At 69.3% G+C, this 20,599-nt stretch carries 19 protein-coding genes; 17 read left to right on the top strand and 2 right to left on the bottom strand.

Features of this window, described 5'->3' with window-relative positions; all coding sequences use genetic code 11:
• Nucleotides 1-4 precede the first annotated feature (4 nt).
• From nusG to rplA, 3 genes are all read left to right on the top strand, one after another.
• The gene (gene nusG, locus C503_RS0114085) at nt 5-778 is read left to right on the top strand and encodes a transcription termination/antitermination protein NusG (protein ID WP_018682860.1); all 774 of its coding nucleotides are present in this window, start codon (nt 5-7) and stop codon (nt 776-778) included.
• Between the two features lie 111 nt (nt 779-889).
• Entirely contained in the window at nt 890-1,321 is a 432-nt protein-coding gene (rplK, locus tag C503_RS0114080; RefSeq protein WP_018682859.1) for a 50S ribosomal protein L11, read from the top strand.
• Nucleotides 1,322-1,601: 280 nt separating this feature from the next.
• Entirely contained in the window at nt 1,602-2,324 is a 723-nt protein-coding gene (rplA, locus tag C503_RS0114075) for a 50S ribosomal protein L1 (protein ID WP_018682858.1), read from the top strand.
• 58 nt (nt 2,325-2,382) lie between these two features.
• Here rplA and C503_RS39295 read toward each other — a convergent pair whose 3' ends face one another.
• Both C503_RS39295 and C503_RS0114065 read right to left on the bottom strand, forming a co-directional pair.
• A complete protein-coding gene (locus C503_RS39295) occupies nt 2,383-2,658 on the bottom strand; it encodes a hypothetical protein (protein WP_051114820.1) in 276 nt (91 codons plus the stop codon).
• 115 nt (nt 2,659-2,773) lie between these two features.
• Nucleotides 2,774-3,604: a hypothetical protein gene (locus C503_RS0114065; protein ID WP_156893192.1), complete on the bottom strand. Its 831-nt coding sequence runs from the start codon at nt 3,602-3,604 to the stop codon at nt 2,774-2,776.
• A gap of 268 nt (nt 3,605-3,872) precedes the next feature.
• Here C503_RS0114065 and rplJ point away from each other — a divergent pair, with 268 nt between their 5' ends.
• The 14 genes from rplJ (at nt 3,873) to rpoB (ending at nt 20,524) form a co-directional block, all read left to right on the top strand.
• Entirely contained in the window at nt 3,873-4,427 is a 555-nt protein-coding gene (rplJ, locus tag C503_RS0114060; protein ID WP_018682855.1) for a 50S ribosomal protein L10, read from the top strand.
• 64 nt (nt 4,428-4,491) lie between these two features.
• Entirely contained in the window at nt 4,492-4,881 is a 390-nt protein-coding gene (rplL, locus tag C503_RS0114055) for a 50S ribosomal protein L7/L12 (protein WP_018682854.1), read from the top strand.
• Between the two features lie 332 nt (nt 4,882-5,213).
• Nucleotides 5,214-6,299, top strand: coding sequence for an ABC transporter ATP-binding protein (locus C503_RS0114050; RefSeq protein WP_018682853.1), 1,086 nt, complete (start codon nt 5,214-5,216; stop codon nt 6,297-6,299).
• Complete coding sequence (locus tag C503_RS0114045; protein ID WP_018682852.1) at nt 6,296-7,084, top strand: MlaE family ABC transporter permease; 789 nt, start codon at nt 6,296-6,298, stop codon at nt 7,082-7,084. The genes C503_RS0114050 and C503_RS0114045 overlap by 4 nt, the downstream gene beginning before the upstream one ends.
• Nucleotides 7,085-7,157: 73 nt before the next feature.
• Nucleotides 7,158-7,946 carry an MlaE family ABC transporter permease gene (locus C503_RS0114040; protein ID WP_051114819.1) on the top strand — a complete coding sequence of 263 codons (789 nt, stop codon included), beginning with the start codon at nt 7,158-7,160 and terminating at the stop codon, nt 7,944-7,946.
• Nucleotides 7,943-9,304: an MCE family protein gene (locus C503_RS0114035; RefSeq protein ID WP_018682850.1), complete on the top strand. Its 1,362-nt coding sequence runs from the start codon at nt 7,943-7,945 to the stop codon at nt 9,302-9,304. Before C503_RS0114040 ends, C503_RS0114035 begins: the two co-directional genes overlap by 4 nt.
• Nucleotides 9,301-10,335 (top strand): MCE family protein, encoded by a 1,035-nt coding sequence (locus C503_RS0114030; RefSeq protein WP_018682849.1) that lies wholly within the window; start codon nt 9,301-9,303, stop codon nt 10,333-10,335. Before C503_RS0114035 ends, C503_RS0114030 begins: the two co-directional genes overlap by 4 nt.
• Nucleotides 10,332-11,324, top strand: coding sequence for an MCE family protein (locus tag C503_RS0114025; RefSeq protein ID WP_018682848.1), 993 nt, complete (start codon nt 10,332-10,334; stop codon nt 11,322-11,324). Before C503_RS0114030 ends, C503_RS0114025 begins: the two co-directional genes overlap by 4 nt.
• Nucleotides 11,321-12,517 carry an MCE family protein gene (locus tag C503_RS0114020; protein ID WP_018682847.1) on the top strand — a complete coding sequence of 399 codons (1,197 nt, stop codon included), beginning with the start codon at nt 11,321-11,323 and terminating at the stop codon, nt 12,515-12,517. Before C503_RS0114025 ends, C503_RS0114020 begins: the two co-directional genes overlap by 4 nt.
• Nucleotides 12,517-13,707 carry an MCE family protein gene (locus C503_RS0114015; RefSeq protein WP_018682846.1) on the top strand — a complete coding sequence of 397 codons (1,191 nt, stop codon included), beginning with the start codon at nt 12,517-12,519 and terminating at the stop codon, nt 13,705-13,707. Before C503_RS0114020 ends, C503_RS0114015 begins: the two co-directional genes overlap by 1 nt.
• Nucleotides 13,707-14,966 carry an MCE family protein gene (locus tag C503_RS0114010; RefSeq protein WP_018682845.1) on the top strand — a complete coding sequence of 420 codons (1,260 nt, stop codon included), beginning with the start codon at nt 13,707-13,709 and terminating at the stop codon, nt 14,964-14,966. The genes C503_RS0114015 and C503_RS0114010 overlap by 1 nt, the downstream gene beginning before the upstream one ends.
• A gap of 53 nt (nt 14,967-15,019) precedes the next feature.
• On the top strand, nt 15,020-15,622 hold the full coding sequence (locus C503_RS0114005) for a hypothetical protein (protein WP_018682844.1): 603 nt from the start codon (nt 15,020-15,022) through the stop codon (nt 15,620-15,622).
• A 34-nt stretch (nt 15,623-15,656) separates the two neighbouring features.
• Nucleotides 15,657-16,709: a hypothetical protein gene (locus tag C503_RS0114000; protein WP_018682843.1), complete on the top strand. Its 1,053-nt coding sequence runs from the start codon at nt 15,657-15,659 to the stop codon at nt 16,707-16,709.
• 320 nt (nt 16,710-17,029) lie between these two features.
• A complete protein-coding gene (rpoB, locus tag C503_RS0113995) occupies nt 17,030-20,524 on the top strand; it encodes a DNA-directed RNA polymerase subunit beta (protein WP_018682842.1) in 3,495 nt (1,164 codons plus the stop codon).
• Nucleotides 20,525-20,599: the final 75 nt, after the last annotated feature.

Below are 20,599 nucleotides of genomic sequence, written 5' to 3'. Positions count from 1 at the left end.
AACTGTGACCTCCGAGAACGGCGCGGCCGCCGGGAGTGACCTGACGGGCCTGTCCGACGACGACGAGGTCTTCGGCACCGAGGCCAAGGCGGACGAGGAGCCCGCCGACGCGGTCGACGAGCCCGAGCTGCCCACCAACGGCGCCGCGGCGAGCATCGACGCCGCCCCCGCCGACCCGGTCGCCGAGATGCGCGAGGCACTGCGCACCGCCCCCGGCGACTGGTACGTGGTGCACTCGTACGCCGGGTATGAGAACAAGGTCAAGACCAACCTGGAGACGCGCATCCAGACCCTCGACATGGAGGACTACATCTTCCAGATCGAGGTCCCGACCGAAGAGGTCACCGAGATCAAGAACGGCCAGCGCAAGCAGGTGCAGCGCAAGGTGCTGCCCGGCTACATCCTGGTCCGGATGGAGCTCAACGACGGCTCCTGGTCCGCGGTGCGCAACACCCCGGGGGTCACCGGGTTCGTCGGCGCCACCTCGAAACCATCCCCGCTGACCATCGACGAGGTGCTCAAGTTCCTCCTTCCGCAGGTGGAGGAGGCCAAGCCCGCGGCAGGGAAGGCGTCGACCGCCACCGCGACGCGCGGCCCCGCGGTCGAGGTCGACTTCGAGGTGGGCGAGTCGGTTACCGTCATGGACGGCCCGTTCGCCACGCTGCCCGCCACGATCAGCGAGGTCAACGCCGACGGGCAGAAGCTGAAGGTGCTGGTGTCGATCTTCGGCCGGGAGACCCCGGTCGAGCTGTCGTTCAACCAGGTCTCCAAGATCTGACCGGTCCGAGGGATCGGACCGGACAGGCGCACCGGGGCGTCGCCATTCGCCCCAGGTGTGTCCACGGCGGTGCTCCGCGCCGCCCTGCCGAAGCACTAAGGAAGCACTGAGATGCCACCCAAGAAGAAGAAGCTCGCAGCGATCATCAAGCTGCAGATCAAGGCGGGCCTGGCCAACCCGGCCCCGCCGGTCGGCCCCGCGCTCGGTCAGCACGGCGTCAACATCATGGAGTTCTGCAAGGCCTACAACGCCGCGACCGAGTCGCAGCGCGGCACCGTGGTGCCGGTCGAGATCTCCGTGTTCGAGGACCGCTCGTTCGACTTCAAGCTCAAGACCCCGCCAGCCGCCAAGCTGCTGCTCAAGGCCGCGGGCATCGAGAAGGGCTCCGCCGAGCCGCACAAGACCAAGGTCGCCAAGGTCACCTGGGACCAGGTCCGCGAGATCGCCGAGACCAAGAAGACCGACCTCAACGCCACCGACCTCGACCAGGCCGCGAAGATCATCGCAGGCACCGCCCGCTCCATGGGCATCACCGTCGAGTAAGCGCTTTACCCGGGGAACCCCAGACCAGATAGCCTCCAGCTATCCCTGGCAGTCCCCCCCGCGAGATCGCGCCGATCTCTTCCCTATGACTTCCGATTGGCCCCCCGGGCCGAGCGGAAGTCATAGGGAAGAGATCGGCTGAAAGCGATCGAGCCGCCTCGGCGAAGCCGAGGCAAACGACACAGTGGGAGGGCCACGCGCTGGCCCGCACCACATCTGATCCGCGTCGCGCATCCGGTTCGCTTCCCGGACCGCGCACAGATAGCCAGAAGGAACAGCAATGGCAAAGCGCAGCAAGGCCTACCGCCAGGCCGCCGAGCTGATCGACCGCGAGCGGCTGTACACGCCGCTTGAGGCCGTGCAGCTGGCCCGCGAGACTTCCAAGGTGAAGCTGGACGCGACCGTCGAGGTGGCGATCCGGCTGGGTGTCGACCCCCGCAAGGCCGACCAGATGGTCCGCGGCACGGTCAACCTGCCGCACGGCACCGGCAAGACCGCCCGCGTCATCGTGTTCGCGACCGGCGACAAGGCCACCGAGGCCGAGGCCGCGGGTGCCGACGCGGTTGGCTCGGACGACCTGATCGAGCGCATCCAGGGTGGTTGGCTGGACTTCGACGCCGCGATCGCGACCCCGGACCAGATGGCCAAGGTCGGCCGGATCGCCCGCATCCTGGGCCCGCGCGGCCTGATGCCGAACCCGAAGACCGGCACGGTGACCCCGGATGTCACCAAGGCGGTCAACGAGATCAAGGGCGGGAAGATCAACTTCCGGGTGGACAAGCAGTCCAACCTGCACCTGGTGATCGGCAAGGTCTCCTTCGACCACGCCAAGCTGGTGGAGAACTACGCCGCCGCGCTGGACGAGGTGCTCCGCGCCAAGCCGTCCGCGGCCAAGGGCCGGTACCTGAAGAAGGTCACCTTCACCACCACCATGGGCCCGGGTATCCCGGTCGACCCGGCCAAGACCCGCAACCTCCTTGAGGAGGACGCCGCCACCGCCTGACGGTGCCGCACGCGTGCGAAGGGCCTCACCGGTCTCCGGTGGGGCCCTTTCGCATCGGTCAGACCCGGGACTCGGCGGCCCTGGCCTTGGTGTTGACCTTGGTGTTGGTCGGCGTTGCGGTGCGTCGCTTCGCCCGGTCCAGGATTTCCAGCATGGCCATGCTGAGCACGACCACGGCGGCGGACACGATCCACCACAGCGGGCTGGGCAGGCGTAATGGCAGGGCCAGGCTCGGCTCCCAGCCGAAGACCTTCGACGCGAAGGGGACCAGCCCTTCCCAGATGCCGACGAGGAACACCGCCGACTGCAGTCCGTCGTAGCCTCGTTGATCCATGCAGGCCAAGGTAGGGCGCGGGTGGCCGCGCGGGGATCAGTCCCGAGGCTGAACAGGGGTCGGTCTTTTGGCCGACCCCGGAAGTTGCAGGTAGTGGCGAAGTCGGTGAACTCGGCTACCGGGTGGGCGGACTGGGAACCGGACAGGGGTCCGGTTCCGCGTCGTGCCGGGTTATCGTCCACTGGTCCGCGCGGGAGCCCGGGATCACCTTGACGGTGAACCGGCCGAGGCGGGGGCCATCGTGGACCTCCATCTCGCACGAGCTGATCACGACTGAGCCATCGGGGCCCGGCGTGAGGTCCATCCGGGGTGGGAAGCGCGGTAGCGAGTATCGGGTGACGTCGGTGACGTCGGCGTGCAGGCGGTGCACCGCGGTCGCGCAGTCCGGGGCGTTGAAGTGGCGCGCGAACTGCATCTCGACCTCCTCGGACTCGAAGCGGGTGCACGCGTCCGGGAGCACCTCCTGCGCGATGTTGTCGTAGACCATGCGCACGGCGACCTTGGGCGAGGTGGCGAACAGGACGGTGCGCCTCGCCTTGCTGCCGCCGGTGACCGAGGCGGGGAGGTCCTCGTCCGGGTTGCCGAAGAAGTGGTCGTAGGCCCAGTTCAGCAGGAGCACGAAGACGATCACGTAGACCAGGCGGCGGAACCACCTCGAACGCAGCACCCGGACCCACAGCGGTTTGCCCCGCCGCTTCGGTCGGGATGTTTCTCCCGGAAGCTCGTCACCCTGGGTGCGCTGGAACTCCTGGAACTGCTGGAAGCGTTGGAATTCCTGGAACTTGCGCCATTGTTCGGTGTCTTCCGGGCCCAGTGGGGGCTGTCCGGCCGGGGGCAGGGCGGGAAGGTTGCCGGGAGGTACGGCGGGTGGTGGCGCGGGGTGGTCGCCGCGCTGGTGCGCGTTCGGGTCGGAGGGATCGCCGGGGTGGGGGTCGCGGTCGGCCACGGGGACCATCATGCCGTGTCCGGGGGGCCGATTTGGAGACCGTGTCCACTGGCGCGTACGCTGGTTGTCGGTTCACCGAAGACCGCTGGTTCCCTCCGGCGCCCCGTGCGGCGGAAGGCGAAGGACCCACGACGTGGGCGGCCCGCGCAGGAGGACATGGTCTCGCATCCGGGTCACCCGTGGCCCACCGCGCCCCGTGCCGCCTACGCGCCGGGGCGTTCGTCGTCTCCGGGGTCGCCAGCGACCGCACACGAGAGGAGGCGACACCATGGCGAAGCCCGACAAGGTGAACGCGGTCGCCGAGATCGCGGACAAGTTCCGCTCCAGCTCGGCCACCGTCGTCACCGAGTACACCGGTCTCACCGTGGCCCAGCTGACCACGCTGCGTCGCGCTCTCGGCTCCGGCACGACCTACCGCGTCGCGAAGAACACCCTGGTCAAGCGCGCGGCCGAGGCCGCGGGCGTCGAGGGCCTTGAGCAGCTGTTCATCGGCCCCACCGCGATCGCCTTCGTCGAGGGCGAGCCGGTGGACGCCGCGAAGGCGCTGCGCGACTTCGCCAAGGACAACAAGGGCCTGGTCATCAAGGGCGGCTACATGGATGGCCGCTCCCTCAGCGTCGAGGAGGTCGGCCAGATCGCCGACCTCGACAGCCGCGAGGTCCTGCTGTCCAAGATGGCTGGCGCGATGAAGGGCAACCTGAGCAAGGCCGCCGGGCTGTTCAACGCCCCGGCCTCGCAGGTGGCCCGCCTGGTCGCCGCGCTGCAGGAGAAGAAGGCCGCCGAGGCAGGCGCTCCCGCCGCGGACGCCGCCGCCGAGAGCTGATCGAAACCACCCGGAAGAAGATCGCGCCCGTTAGCCCGGGTGTGCTAGTGAAAGGACCGCCGCCATGGCGAAGCTCAGCAACGACGAGCTGCTCGACGTCTTCAAGGAGATGACCCTCCTGGAGCTGTCCGCGTTCGTGAAGCAGTTCGAGGAGACCTTCGAGGTCACCGCAGCCGCCCCGGTCGCCGTCGCCGCCGTCGCCGCCCCCGGCGCCGCCCCCGCCGAGGCCGCTGAGGAGCAGGACGAGTTCGACGTCATCCTGGAGTCCGCAGGCGACAAGAAGATCCAGGTCATCAAGGTCGTCCGCGAGGTCGTCTCCGGCCTTGGCCTCAAGGAAGCCAAGGAGCTCGTCGAAGCCGCCCCCAAGGCCGTCCTGGAGAAGGTCGCCAAGGAGGCTGCGGACGCAGCCAAGGACAAGCTCGAAGCCGCTGGCGCCAAGATCACCGTCAAGTGATCTAGCCCCACCAGCCAAAAGACCCGGTACCCCCGCAACGGGGGTACCGGGTCTTTTCATCTCTAGAACCCGACCACCCCCCAACTCAGCCACCCCTAACTCGACCACCACGCGGGATCGCGCCGGTCTCTTCCCGCCCGATCCCAGGAGGCCCCCAGGGCCGAGTGGGATCGGGCGGGAAGAGACCGGCTGAAGGCGATCCCGCCGCCGAGGCGAAGCCGAGGCCAACAACACAGTAACTTCGCGAGTAACCCGTTCGAGTCTGCCTCGTTGCACGGAGGTGAACGAGGTTCGCGCGAGGTGACGCGCGGGTCGACGGGTCGGGAGGTGCGATGGGCGCCGAGGTCGTTGTCGAGGGCCTGACGAAGTCCTTCGGGAACCAGGCCATCTGGCGGGACGTCACGCTCACTCTCCCCCCTGGCGAGGTCTCGGTCATGCTGGGCCCCTCCGGCACCGGCAAGTCCGTCTTCCTCAAGTCCATGATCGGTCTCCTCAAGCCCGACCGCGGCCGCTGCCTGGTCAATGGTGTCGACATAGTCACCTGCTCCGAGCGCCAGCTCTACGAGACCCGCAAGCTCTTCGGCGTTCTCTTCCAGGACGGCGCCCTCTTCGGCTCCATGAACCTGTTCGACAACGTCGCCTTCCCCCTGCGTGAGCACACCCGCAAGTCCGAGGCCGAGATCCGCCGCATCGTCCTGGAGAAGCTGGACCTCACCGGCCTCCAGGGAGCCGAGAAGAAGCTCCCCGGCGAGATCTCCGGCGGTATGCGCAAGCGAGCAGGCCTGGCCCGCGCGCTGGTCCTGAACCCGGAGATCATCCTGTGCGATGAGCCGGACTCCGGCCTGGACCCCGTGCGCACCGCCTATCTCAGCCAGCTGCTGATCGACCTGAACGCCCAGATCGACGCCACCATCCTGATCGTCACCCACAACATCAATCTGGCCAGGACCGTCCCGGACAACCTTGGCATGCTGTTCCGCCGCGAGCTGGTCATGTTCGGCCCCCGCGAGGTGCTGCTGACCAGCGACGAACCGGTGGTGGAGCAGTTCCTCAACGGTCGCAGGCGCGGGCCGATCGGCATGTCCGAGGAGAAGGACGCCGCGCAGATGGCCGAGGAGGAGGCGCACGCGGCGGCGGGCCACTCGGACGGGTCGTCGGCCGAGGACGTGCGCGGCGTGGTGCCGCAGCTTGAGCCGACGCCGGGTCTGCCGGAGCGGCAGGCGGTGCGCAGGCGCAAGGACCGGGTGATGAGCGTCCTGCGGTCACTGCCCAGCGCCGCTCAGGAGGGGATCATCGCCTCGCTGACCCCGGACGAGCAGGCGCGCTACCAGGTCACGGCCCAGCCGACGCCCTACCCGCGGGTGGAGAGCATCAGCGGTGACCTTGGGGATCCGGCCTGGCCAGGTGTTCGGCCATGACCGCGCGCACCGCGAGCTTTCCCGGGGCAGGCGCGTTACGCGAGACCGGGCGGCTGTTCGCGCTCGGCCTGGACGTGCTGGTCAACATCTTCCGGCGGCCGTTCCAGACCCGGGAGTTCGTGCAGCAGTGCTGGTTTATCGCCAGCGTCACGATCCTGCCCACCGCGCTGGTCGCCATCCCGTTCGGCGCGATCGTGGCGTTGCAGCTGGGCACGCTGATCGTGCAGCTGGGCGCGCAGTCGTTCACCGGCGCGGCGAGTGTGCTGGCGATCATCCAGCAGGCCGCGCCGCTGGTCACCGCGCTGCTGGTGGCTGGCGCGGGCGGGTCGGCGATCTGCGCGGACATCGGGTCGCGGACGATCCGCGAGGAGATCGACGCCATGGAGGTGCTGGGCGTCTCGCCGGTGCAGCGGCTGGTCGTGCCCAGGGTGCTGGCCGCGATGTTGGTCGCGGTGCTGCTGAACGGGCTGGTCAGCGTGGTCGGCGTGATGGGCGGCTACTTCTTCAACGTGGTGCTCCAAGGCGGCACCCCGGGCGCCTACCTGGCCAGCTTCTCGGCCCTGGCGCAGCTGCCGGACCTGTGGATCAGCGAGATCAAGGCCTTGATCTTCGGGTTCATCGCGGGCGTGGTGGCCGCCTACCGGGGCCTCAACCCGAAGGGCGGGCCGAAGGGCGTCGGCGACGCGGTGAACCAGTCCGTGGTGATCACGTTCCTGCTGCTGTTCTTCGTGAACTTCGTGCTCACCGCGGTGTACCTGCAGGTCGTCCCGGCGAAGGGGAGCTGACGTGGTCGATCGGGTAACCGCCGCCGACACCGCCCGCCGCCTCGCGCGCGGAGTGGTGCGGCGTCCGCTGGGGATGCTGGACCAGCTGGGCGACCAGTTGTCGTTCTACGTGCGCGCGCTCGCGTGGATCCCGCGCGCGTTGCGCCGGTACTTGCGCGAGACGCTGCGGCTGTTGGCGGAGGTCAGTTTCGGCAGCGGCGCGCTCGCCGTCATCGGCGGCACGGTCGGTGTGATGGTCGGGCTGACCGTGTTCACCGGTGTGGTCGTCGGCCTCCAGGGTTATGCCGCGCTCGACCAGATCGGCACGGCCGCGTTCTCCGGGTTCGCCTCCGCCTACATCAACACCCGCGAGATCGCCCCGCTGGTCGCCGGGCTGGCGCTGTCGGCGACGGTCGGGTCCGGGTTCACCGCGCAGCTGGGCGCGATGCGGATCTCCGAGGAGATCGACGCGCTGGAGGTGATGGCCGTGCCGAGCCTGCCCTACCTGGTGACGACCCGGATCATCGCCGGGTTCATCGCGGTCATCCCGCTCTACATCATCGGGCTGCTGACCTCGTACCTGGCCTCGCGCACGATCACCGTCTACTTCTACGGCCAGTCCGCGGGCACCTATGACCATTATTTCGACCTGTTCCTGCCCCCGGAGGACGTGTTCTGGTCCTTCGGCAAGGTGCTGGTCTTCGCGGTGATCATCATCCTGTCGCACTGCTACTACGGCTACACCGCCAGTGGCGGCCCGGCGGGCGTCGGCATCGCGGTGGGCCGGGCGGTGCGGACCACGATCGTCACCGTGGCGCTGGTCAACTTCTTCATCGGCTTCGCCGTCTGGGGCACCACGACGACGGTGAGGATCGCGGGATGACCGGGCGGCTGGCGCGCACGATCCGGCGCAGGCTCTACGGCCTGGCCTTTCTCGCGGTGATCGCGGGTCTGATCGGGTTGAGCATCGCCGCCTACAACAAGGTGTTCACCCCGGTCGCCACGGTCACGCTGACCACCGGCACGGTCGGCAACCAGCTCACCGTGCACTCGGATGTGAAGGTGCGCGGCCTGTTGGTCGGCGAGGTCCGGCGGATCACCCCGACCGCGGACGGTGCCGAGCTGGAGCTGGCGCTGGACCCGGCGAAGATCGACGTCATCCCCGGCAACGTCTCGGCCAGGTTCCTGCCGAAGACCCTGTTCGGCGAGCGCTATGTCGCGTTGCAGATCCCGAAGGACGCGTCGGCGACGATGCTGGCCGGGGGTGATCGCATCCACCAGGACACCTCGGTGCAGGCAGTGGAGCTGGAGCAGGCGTTCGAGAGTCTGCTGCCGGTGTTGCAGGCGGTGCAGCCGCAGAAGCTGTCGAGCACGCTCAGCTCGATCTCGACGGCGTTGCAGGGTCGCGGTGAGAAGCTGGGCGAGACGTTGGCGCAGCTCAACGAGCTGGTCGGGGATCTGAACCCGCATCTGCCGCAGTTGCAGAAGGACCTGCGCACGCTCGCGACCGTCAGCGACGCCTACAGCGATGTGACCCCGGATCTCGTGCAGGCGCTGGACGATCTCACTGTCACGTCCAAGACCATCGCCGACCAGCGCGCAAACCTGGACACGCTGTACGCGACGGTCACGACCGGCGCGCGCGACCTGGAGTCGTTTGTACGGCTCAACAAGGACAACCTGATCCGTCTCGCGGACACCTCCCGGCCGACGCTGGAAGCACTCGCGCGGTACTCGCCCGAGTACCCGTGCCTGCTGAAGCTGATGTCCGAGAACGTGACCGCGTTGGACAAGGCGTTCGGCAAGGGCACCGACCAGCCGGGCCTGCACGCCACGATCGAGATCACGGTCAACCGCGGTCCCTACCGGCCGGGCAAGGACGAGCCCCGTTACGCGGACGACCGCGGTCCGCGCTGCTACGACTTCACCAAGTTCCCATCGCCGTTCCCGCAGTCCCCGCCGGACGGCCCGCTGCGTGACGGCTCGTCCAACCCGCCGCCCGCCCGGTCGGTGCAGGACGGTCTCCTGCCGCCCGCGAACCTGGCGGACCTCGGCCAGACCTCGCCGAGCGCGGCTGTCCCGGCGGACAGTGGGTCCGGTCTGGTGAACACCTCGCAGGAGGCGGCGTTCGTGGCGCAGCTGGTCGCGCCGGACATGGACCTGGAACCGGAGCAGGTCCCGGGTTGGAGCACGTTGCTGCTCGGCCCCGCGCTGCGCGGCTCGGAGGTGGTGCGCAAGTGAGAGGACTGACCGCGCCGCTGGTCAAGTTGGCGCTGTTCATGGTGATCACCGTCGCCGCCACCGGCGTGCTGGCGTTGAGCATCGCCAACACCGACCTCAGCGACACCACCACCTATCGGGCGAGGTTCACCGACGCGACCCTGCTGCTGCCCGGTGACGACGTGCGCATCGCCGGGGTGCGGGTCGGGCAGGTGGAGGACGTGGCGGTCGCCGACCGCAGGCAGGCGGAGGTCACCTTCTCCGTCGCGGCCGACCGCAGGCTGCCCGCCGCGGTGACCGCGCAGATCAAGTTCCGCAACCTCGTCGGCCAGCGCTACGTCTCGCTGGCCCAGGCACCCGGCGACGACCCGAACGCGGTGCTGAAACCCGGCGACACCATCCCGGTCGAGCACACCCGGCCCGCGCTGGACCTCACCGCGCTGTTCAACGGGTTCAAGCCGTTGTTCCAGGCGCTCGCGCCGGACGAGGTGAACAAGCTCTCCTACGAGATCATCCAGGTCCTGCAGGGCGAGGGCGGCACGGTGGAGGCGCTGCTGAGCCACACGGCCTCGCTGACCAGCACGCTGGCCGACAAGGACCAGGTGATCGGCCAGGTCATCGACAATCTCAACAGCGTGCTCACCACCGTGAACGCGCACGACGAGCAGCTGTCCACGCTGATCACGCAGATGCAGCAGCTGGTCAGCGGGCTGGCCGCGGACCGCAAGCCGATCGGCGACGCCGTGGACGCGCTCGGCGGCCTGGCCACCACGACGTCCGGTCTGCTGACCGAGGCCCGCGAGCCGCTCAAGCAGGACATCGCCGCGCTGGGCGGACTCGTGGACAACCTCAACGACAACGAGCAGATCGTCGAGCACTTCATCCAGTTCCTGCCGACCAAGACCTCGACGCTGACCCGCACGGTCAGCTACGGCTCCTGGTTCAACTTCTACCTGTGCTCGGCCACCGGCGAGGTGAGCGTGCCCGGCGTGGCCAGCACGCCGCTGCAGATCCCGGTGTTGCCCGCCACCCAGGCGAGGTGCACGGCATGAGGTCGTTCCGCTCCCGCAACCCGGTCCCGATCGGCCTGGTCGGCCTGTTGACCATCGGCCTGGTGCTGTTGGCCGCGGTCTACTCCGACGACCTGCCGATCATCGGCGGCGGCACCAGCTACAGCGCCGAGTTCAGCGAGGCGGCCGGTCTCGGCCCGGACGACGAGGTGCGGATCGCGGGCGTCAAGGTGGGCAGGGTGTCCGATGTGGACCTCGACGGCGACCGGGTGGTAGTCCGGTTCAAGGTCCGGGATGCCTGGCTCGGCGACCGCACTCGGGCCGAGATCAAGATCAAGACCCTGCTCGGGCAGAAGTTCCTGGCGCTGGACCCGCAGGGTGAGACCGTGCTGGATCCCGGCACGCGCATCCCGCGCGAGCGCACGATGGCCCCCTATGACGTGCTGGAGGCCTTCCGCGGCCTGGCCGACACCGTCAACCAGGTGGACACCACCCAGCTGGCCAAGAGCTTCGAGGTGATCTCGCAGACCTTCGCGAACACCCCGGACGACGTACGCGGCGCCCTCACCGGCCTGCAGTCGCTGTCGCGCACCATCTCCTCCCGCGATGAGGAACTGGCGAGGCTGCTGGCCAACACCCGGCAGATCAGCACGACCCTGGCCGACCGGGACGCCGAGGTCGGCAAGCTGCTCGCCGACGGCGGGCTGCTGTTGCAGGAGCTGAACAACCGGCAGCAGGCCATCTCCACACTGCTCACCGGCACGCAGGACCTGGCCAGGGAGCTCCAGGGGCTGGTCGCCGACAACAACGCCCAGCTGGGGCCGGTCCTGCAGAGCCTCGACCAGTTCACCTCGATGCTGCAGCGCAACCAGGCCTCGCTCGCCCAGGGCATCCAGAAGCTGGCGCCGTTCGTGCGGCAGTTCAACAACGCGATCGGCACCGGCCGCTGGTTCGACAACTACATCTGCGGCCTGCTGCCGCCGTCGCTGGGCCCGGTCAACCAGCCGGGCTGTCTGGGGGACGGGTCATGAGCCGGTTCGACACCAAGTCCGGCCAGGTCGGCGCGCGGATGCTGGCCATCGCCTGCGTGCTCGGGCTGGTGGTCGCCGCGGGCCTGTGGTGGACGTTGCGGGAGCCGAACGAGAAGCGCTACACGGCGATGTTCACCGGCGTGGTCGGGCTCTACGAGGACAACGACGTGCGCGTGCTCGGCGTGCGCGTCGGCGCGGTGGACAAGGTGATCCCGCGCGGCGACCACGTCGAGGTGCAGCTCCTGGTCGATCGGACCATCCGGCTCCCGGCCGACGCGCACGCGGTGATCGTGGCTCCGTCGCTGGTGTCCGACCGGTACGTGCAGCTCGCCCCCGCCTACACCGCTGGCCAGGTGCTGGCGACCGGCGCCGTCATCCCGCTCGACCGCACCGCCACCCCGCTGGAGGTCGACGACCTCTACGCCAGCCTGGTCCGGGTCAGCGAGGCGCTCGGTCCGAACGGCGCCAACAAGGATGGCGCGCTGTCGGACCTGCTCGACACCTTGGCGAAGAACCTCGACGGCAACGGCCAGGCCGTGCACGACACCGTCACCCAGCTGGGCAAGCTCAGCGGCACGCTGTCGGGCAACTCCGACGACCTGTTCGCCACCATCACCGAGCTCCAGAAGTTCACCGGCACCTTGGCCGCGAACGACAAGCAGGTGCGCGAGTTCGGCGACCAGCTGACCGAGGCGTCCCGGTTCCTGGCCGACGAGCGCGGCAACCTGGCCGCCGCGGTGGACCAGCTGGGCGTCGCACTGGGCACCGTCCAGCAGTTCATCAACGACAACCGCGGCCGCCTGAAGTCCAATGTGGACAAACTGGCCTCGGTGACCCAGGTGCTGGTGGAGCAGCGTGCGGCACTGGCCGAGACGCTGGACATCGCGCCGCTCGCGCTGAGCAACGTGGTCAACTCCTACAACGCCTCCTCGGGCACCCTGGACGCGCGGGCCAACCTCAACGAGCTGGCCCAGCCGCCGATCGTGACCGTCTGCAAGCTGGTCCGCCAGGGCACCGCGAAACCGCTGCCCACCACCCTCGCCGACCTGTGCGACCAGCTCGCCCCGGTGGTCCAGGGCGCGGTGCCGCTGGAGTCACCGGCCCAGGTCATCGAGGACATGCGCAGCGGCAAGCTGCCCGCGCTGCCGCTCCCGATCGTCGGCGACGTCTACAGCTCCGGGGGTGGTCGCTGATGAAACGCCTCCTCGCCGTGCTGGTGGCCGCCGCGCTCGCGGTGTCCGGCTGCGGGTTCACCGGCATCTACGACCTCCCGCTGCCCGGCGGCGCCGATCTCGGCGACCACCCGTACCGGGTCAAGGCCCAGTTCCACGACGTGCTCGACCTCGTGCCGCAGTCCGGGGTGAAGGTCAACGAGGTCACCGTCGGCCGCGTCGACCGGATCGACCTGACCCCGGACGGCTGGAACGCCGAGGTGACGCTGCTGGTCAACGGCGGGGTCGAGCTGCCTGCGAACGCCTTCGCCAAGCTGCGGCAGTCCAGCCTGCTCGGCGAGAAGTACGTGGAGCTGAGCCCGCCGCCCGGCGGGCAGGCGAGTGGCAGGCTCGCCGACGGCGCGGTGATCCCGCTGGATCGCACCAACCGGAACACCGAGGTGGAAGAGGTGCTCGGCGCGCTGTCGATGCTGCTCAACGGCGGGGGTGTCGAGCAGCTGCGGAGCATCACGCACGAGCTGAACGCGGCCACCGAGGGCCGGGAGACCGACATCCGGTCCCTGCTGGACAACGTGAACACCATGGTGACCACGCTGGACGCGGGCAAGGCCGACATCACCCGCGCCCTGGACGGCGTGAACCGGCTCGCGACCACGCTCGACGGGCAGAAGGACCGGCTTGTCGGCGCCATCGACGGCATCGAGCCGGGCCTGCGCGTGCTCGCCGAGCAGCGCGGGCAGCTGGTGACCATGCTGCAGAGCCTCGACTCGCTGTCCGGCGTCGCCGTCGACACCGTGCACAAGAGCCAGGCCGACCTCGTCGCCGATCTCCAGGCGTTGACCCCGACCCTGCGGAAACTGGGCGAGGCGGGGGAGAACCTGCCGAAGTCGCTGGAGCTGCTGCTCACCTTCCCGTTCACCGACGCGGCGGTGCGCGGTGTGCGCGGCGACTACTTCAACCTCTACGCCAAGATCGACCTGAACCTGCAGAGCGTGCTGGACAACCTCAGCCGCACCAGGCAGAACCCGGTGCAGGACGTCCCGATCATCGGCCAGGCCACCAACGGCACCTCGGGCGTGCCTGCCAACGCGCCCCCGCCGCTGCGGCTGCCGGTGATCACGACCCCGCCGCCGTTGATCACCGGCGGGGCCGCCGGGGACAGCTCGGGGCTGGGCGGTCTGCTGGGTCCACTGCTGGGAGGCGGGGTCTGATGCTCACCAGGTCCGTGCGGCTCAAGCTGCTCGCCTTCTTCGTGATCGCCGTCGTCACCGTCACCTACGCCGGGTTCCGCTTCACCGGCCTCGGCCGGGTCTTCGGCGCCGACGGCTACCGGGTCACGCTCCAGCTGGCCGAGTCCGGCGGGATCTTCACCAACGCCGAGGTCACCTACCGCGGCGTCAATGTCGGCCGGGTCGGGCAGATGCGGCTGACCGGCGCGGGCATCGACATCGACCTCGACATCGAGCCGGACGCCCCGGCCATCCCGGCCGACCTGGACGCCGTGGTGGCCAACCGCTCGGCCGTCGGCGAGCAGTTCGTCGACCTGCGCCCGCGCGCCGACGGCGGCACCGCGCTGGCCGAGGGCTCGGTCATCCCGGTCGACCGGACGAGGCTGCCCACCGGCACGGACACCGTGCTCACCGACCTGAACGGCCTGGCCGCCTCGGTGCCCACCGACTCGCTGCGGACCGTGGTGGACGAGCTGGACAAGGCGTTCGCGGGCACCGGCGGGGATCTCCAGCTGCTGCTCGACACCTCCGCCGAGTTCACCGCGGCCGCCAAGGACAACCTGCCGCAGACGATCGCGCTCATCCAGGACGGCGGCGTCGTGCTGGACACCCAGGCCGTGCAGGCGGGCAACATCCGCTCGTTCGCAGGCGACCTGCGCGACCTGACCGCCCAGCTGAAGTCGTCCGACCCGAATATCCGCACCCTGATCGCCACGACCCCGAGCGCGGCCATGGCGATCAGCAATGCCCTGCGCGAGTCCGGCCAGGGCCTGACCACGCTCACCGCCAACCTGCTCACCACCTCCGACATCCTGGTCACCCGGGTGGACGGCCTGGAGATGGCGCTGGTGGCCTACCCGGTGGTCGCGGTCGGCCCGAAAACCGTCGTGCCCGGCGACGGCACCGCGCACCTCGGGCTCGCGCTCAACCTGTTCGACCCGCCCAGCTGCACCCGCGGCTACGAGGGCACCAGGCACCGCGACGGTGACGACCTCACGCCGGTCGCGGAGAACAGCCAGGCGTACTGCGCCGAACCCGTCGGCAGCCCGATCAACGTGCGCGGCTCGCAGAACGCCCCGTTCGGCGGCAGGCCGGTCCAGCCCACCCCAGGGCAGGTCGCCGCCAACCAGGACCGCCCGGCCCAGGAGCTCGCCGACCTCGCCCGCCTGCCCGGCGGGCTGGGCAGGCCGGGGCTGCCGCCGGTCACCAGCCTCGCCCAGCTGCTGGGTCTGGGGACCTGACCTACCTTCGGGTAAGTTCCAGCCCCCGCCCGGTTCTCGACGTTTGGAGCGCCATGACCGCCACCGACACCGAGGAACCGACACCGGTCCCCGACGGCGACCTCGACCCGGCCGCCGACGCGCCCCCGACCGCCCCCGCGCACTGGTGGCGCAACCCGTTCCTGGCCGCCGCCACCGCGCTGCTGGTGGTCGCCACCGCGCTCGCCGCCTGGTTCGGGATCGCCTGGTTGCGCGCCGCGAACGACGACGACCTTGCCCTGGCCCGGACCCGGGACGAGGTGGCCAGGGTCGGCGGCGCCGAGGTGGTGACCGTCAGCAGCTTCGACTACCGCCAGGTGGACCAGGTCCTGGACCGCTGGCTGGGCGCCACCACCGGCGCCTTCCACGACGACCTGACCGCCAAGCGCGCGGATACCAAGGCGCTGTTCGAGAAGGCCAAGACGACCCGGGCCACCCGGCTGCTCAAGGTCGCGGTCACCCAGCTCGACGACCACGCGGGCACCGCCCAGATCATGGTCGCGCTCGCGGTGACCGACTCGGTCGACGGCAAGCCGTCCGCGCCAGCCGAGTCCCGGATGCGCGCCTCGCTGCGGCGCGCCCCGGACGGCTGGAAGATCGACTCCATCGAGTCCGTCCTGCCCATCCCCGCGGGCTGACGGCCCGGTACCCGAGACGAACCACGAGGTCCCCATGCCGTCCCAGAAGCCGCCCCGCCGCCGCCCGGCGAGCCAGGGCATCCGCCGCCCCCGCGTCGCGGGCCACAACCGCCCGACCACCGAGCCCGCACCGGTCGACGCCGTCGATCAGGACAGTCCTGTCGCCCCCGCCGACCTTGTCGACCAGGCCCCGGAGCGACCGGTCGACGAGCCCGAGCCTGCCGGACAGCCCAGCCGCGTCGAGCGTGCGAGTCAGGACGAGGCGGTCGAATCGGGCGAGGACGCGGTCGCACCGGCCGGGTTGGCCGGGACCAGGTTAATCGGCGCGCCCGCAGTCACCCAAGGTGACGAGTCGGACGAGGAGTCGGATCCGGCCGAGACCGAGCCGCGGCAGGCGCGGAAGCCGAGACCGCGTCCCAGCGGCAAGGGCCGGACAACCGGCGAACCCCGCCCGGACTCGACCGGGACGCGGCAGGCTGACGGCTCCCGACCGGCGCCGAAGCGGGCCGTGTCCGCGCAGGTCAGGGCGCGTGCGGCGGGTTCGCGCGCGATCAACCGGGCGATCCTGATGGTGGTGGCGGCGCTGATGCTGGCCGGGGCGGCGCTGTGGTTCAAGGGCGAGGCCGACTCGCTCACCGCGGGCGCCGACAGCGCCAACCGCGCGATCACCGACGTCGCCGCGACCAGCGAGGCCGCGGGCAAGCTGACCGTGGCCGTGGAGCGCACCCTCTCCTACGACTACGCCGACCTCGACGCCAACGCCACGGCCGTGCGGGAGAACCTCACCGGGCAGGCGACCTGCCAGTACGAGCACATCCTCGGCGAGCTGAAGAAGATCGCCCAGCAGCGCAAGGTCGTGGTGACCGCCAAGGTGCGGGACCTGGGCATCCAGCGGCTCGACGGCGACAAGGTCGACGCGCTGGTGTTCACCGACCAGTCGGCCACCTACGCGGACGAGAACAAGACCACCGCGAGCGCCTCGCTTTTCGCCGTCCGGGGCGAGCGCCAGGGCGGTGTCTGGAAGCTCACCAACATCGACTTCCTGGGCCAGGCACTGCCCGGCGGGGTTGCCCAACCGGTCTGCTAGCAGGGTTGTTTGCCCAGGTCAAGCCTTGATCGCCGAGGTCGTTCGCACTGCTGCAAAAGTGGCCTGGTTGGCGTTGCGTCTTGACTCGGGACGGTGGCGGGGTCAGTCTGTTACCCAGCACGCACGGCAGCGGGAGGACCGAGTTGAGCGGCGGGCCTCGACAGTCGCCCTTTTAGTGGCTAGACTGCCCCTTTGCGCTGCCCACTTTCCGCACGCCCTTTGCCAAGAGCTAGGATGTTGGGCACCACGGCACCCTTGACAGGCGCGTTCTCGCAGTACCACGCGGCTGTCAACCGCTCATAGTCCTGGAAGGACGCATCTTGGCAGTCTCCCGCGCGACCAAGGCCACTGCTGCGACCAACTCCACTCCGTCGAACTCCGGCATCCCGGGCGCCCCCCGCCGGGTCTCCTTCGCGAAGATCCGCGAGCCGCTGGGCACGCCCAACCTGCTGGATCTGCAGATCCAGTCGTTCGAGTGGTTCACCGGCAACGAGGCGTGGTTCCAGCGCCGCGTCGACGCCGGGGAGGAAAACCCCGTCGGGGGCCTTGAGGAGGTCCTGAACGAGATCTCGCCGATCGAGGACTTCTCCGGGTCCATGTCCCTGTCCTTCTCCGACCCGCGCTTCGACGAGGTCAAGGCCTCCGTCGAGGAGTGCAAGGACAAGGACATGACGTACGCGGCCCCGCTGTTCGTCACCGCCGAGTTCACCAACAACACCACCGGCGAGATCAAGAGCCAGACGGTGTTCATGGGCGACTTCCCGGTGATGACGAACCTGGGCACGTTCATCATCAACGGCACCGAGCGCGTCGTGGTCTCCCAGCTGGTCCGCTCGCCCGGCGTCTACTTCGACACCAACATCGACAAGACGACCGACAAGGACGTCTTCAGCGTCAAGGTCATCCCGAGCCGGGGCGCGTGGCTGGAGTTCGACGTCGACAAGCGCGACACCGTCGGCGTGCGCATCGACCGCAAGCGCCGCCAGCCGGTCACCGTGCTGCTCAAGGCGCTGGGCTGGACCACCGAGCAGATCCGCGAGCGGTTCTCCTTCTCCGAGACGCTGCTGGCCACGCTGGAGAAGGACCACACCGCGGGCACCGACGAGGCGCTGCTGGACATCTACCGCAAGCTGCGTCCGGGCGAGCCGCCGACCAAGGAGTCGGCGCAGACGCTGCTGGAGAACCTGTTCTTCAAGGACAAGCGCTACGACCTGGCCAAGGTCGGCCGGTACAAGGTCAACAAGAAGCTCGGCCTGACGGCGCAGCCGCACGTCGGCGTGCTGACCGAGGACGACATCGTCACCACGATCGAGTACCTGGTCCGCCTGCACGCCGGTGAGACCACGATGCCCGCCAAGAACGGGCGGGACATCCCGGTCGAGATCGACGACATCGACCACTTCGGCAACCGCAGGCTGCGCACCGTCGGCGAGCTGATCCAGAACCAGATCCGGGTCGGCCTGTCCCGCATGGAGCGCGTCGTGCGCGAGCGGATGACCACCCAGGACGTCGAGGCGATCACTCCGCAGACCCTGATCAACATCCGCCCGGTGGTGGCCGCGATCAAGGAGTTCTTCGGTACTTCCCAGCTCTCGCAGTTCATGCAGCAGACCAACCCGGTCGACGGGCTCACGCACAAGCGCCGCCTGTCCGCGCTGGGCCCGGGTGGTCTGTCCCGCGAGCGCGCAGGCATGGAGGTCCGCGACGTCCACCACAGCCACTACGGCCGGATGTGCCCGATCGAGACCCCGGAAGGCCCGAACATCGGCCTGATCGGGTCGCTGTCGAGCTACGCGCGGGTCAACCCGTTCGGCTTCATCGAGACCCCGTACCGCAAGGTCATCGAGGGCCAGGTCACCGACCAGATCGACTACCTGACCGCGGACGAGGAGGACCGGCACGTCATCGCGCAGGCCAACGCCCCGCTCGACGACGAGGGCCACTTCGCCGAGGAGCGCGTCCTGGTCCGCAAGAAGGGCGGCGAGGTCGAGCTGATCGAGCCGTTCGACGTGGACTACATGGACGTCTCGCCGCGGCAGATGGTCTCGGTGGCCACCGCGATGATCCCGTTCCTTGAGCACGACGCGGCCAACCGCGCGCTGATGGGCGCCAACATGCAGCGCCAGGCGGTGCCGCTGCTGCGCAGCGAGTCCCCGCTGGTGGGCACCGGCATGGAGCTGCGCGCCGCGGTCGACGGCGGCGACCTGGTGGTCGCGGCCAAGCCGGGCGTGATCGAGGAGCTGTCCGCGGACTTCATCACGGTGATGGCCGACGACGGCACCCGGCAGACCTACGGCCTGCACAAGTTCCGCCGCTCCAACCAGGGCACCTGCATCAACCAGAAGCCGATCGTCTCCGAGGGCGACCGGGTGGAGGCTGGCCAGGTCATCGCGGACGGGCCGTGCATCCAGAACGGCGAGATGGCGCTGGGCAAGAACCTGCTCGTGGCGATCATGCCGTGGGAGGGCCACAACTACGAGGACGCGATCATCCTGTCCCAGCGCCTGGTGCAGGACGACGTGCTCACCTCGATCCACATCGACGAGCACGAGATCGACGCCCGGGACACCAAGCTCGGCGCCGAGGAGATCACCCGGGACATCCCGAACGTCTCCGAGGAGGTGCTGGCCGACCTGGACGAGCGCGGCATCATCCGGATCGGCGCCGAGGTCGGCGCAGGCGACATCCTGGTCGGCAAGGTCACCCCGAAGGGCGAGACCGAGCTGACCCCGGAGGAGCGGCTGCTGCGCGCGATCTTCGGCGAGAAGGCCCGCGAGGTGCGCGACACCTCGCTGAAGGTGCCGCACGGCGAGACCGGCAAGGTCATCGGCATCCGGGTGTTCTCCCGGGAGGACGAGGACGAGCTGCCCCCCGGTGTGAACGAGCTGGTCCGGGTGTACGTGGCGCAGAAGCGCAAGATCCAGGACGGCGACAAGCTGGCCGGTCGGCACGGCAACAAGGGCGTCATCGGCAAGATCCTCCCGGTGGAGGACATGCCGTTCCTGGCCGACGGCACCCCGGTCGACGTCGTGCTGAACACCCACGGTGTGCCCCGTCGAATGAACATCGGCCAGATCCTGGAGTCCCACCTCGGGTGGGTCGCCAAACAGGGCTGGCAGATCGACGGGACCCCGGAGTGGGCGGCCAAGCTCCCCGAGGAGCTCTACGACGTTGAGCCGGGCACGAACACCGCGACCCCGGTGTTCGACGGCGTCAAGGAGAACGAGCTGCAGGGCCTGCTGGCCTCCACCCGCCCGAACCGCGACGGCGAGCGGATGGTCAAGGAGGACGGCAAGGCGCAGCTGTTCGACGGCCGTAGCGGCGAGCCGTACCCGTACCCGGTCTCGGTCGGCTACATGTACATCCTGAAGCTGCTGCACCTGGTCGACGACAAGATCCACGCCCGGTCGACCGGCCCGTACTCGATGATCACCCAGCAGCCGCTCGGCGGTAAGGCGCAGTTCGGTGGCCAGCGCTTCGGTGAGATGGAGTGCTGGGCCATGCAGGCCTACGGCGCGGCCTACACGCTGCAGGAGCTGCTCACCATCAAGTCCGACGACGTGGTGGGCCGGGTGAAGGTCTACGAGGCGATCGTCAAGGGCGAGAACATCCCGGAGCCGGGCATCCCGGAGTCGTTCAAGGTGCTGCTCAAGGAGCTCCAGTCGCTGTGCCTGAACGTGGAGGTGCTCTCCAGCGACGGCGCCGCCATCGAGATGCGCGACGGCGACGACGAGGACCTGGAACGCGCCGCCGCCAACCTGGGCATCAACCTCTCGCGCAACGAGTCGCCTTCGGTGGACGACGTCGTCAATTGATCTCGCAGCCCGCGTGCGCGACCGTTCCCGGTCGCCACGCGGGCCCTATCCCCCAATCACCATGGCTGTAACAAA

It is taken from the genome of Actinokineospora enzanensis DSM 44649 (assembly GCF_000374445.1).
GTDB classification, from domain to species: Bacteria; Actinomycetota; Actinomycetes; order Mycobacteriales; family Pseudonocardiaceae; genus Actinokineospora; species Actinokineospora enzanensis.
Note: the sequence above shows the minus strand (reverse complement) of the source record. Positions and strands in the feature narration are given on the sequence as shown.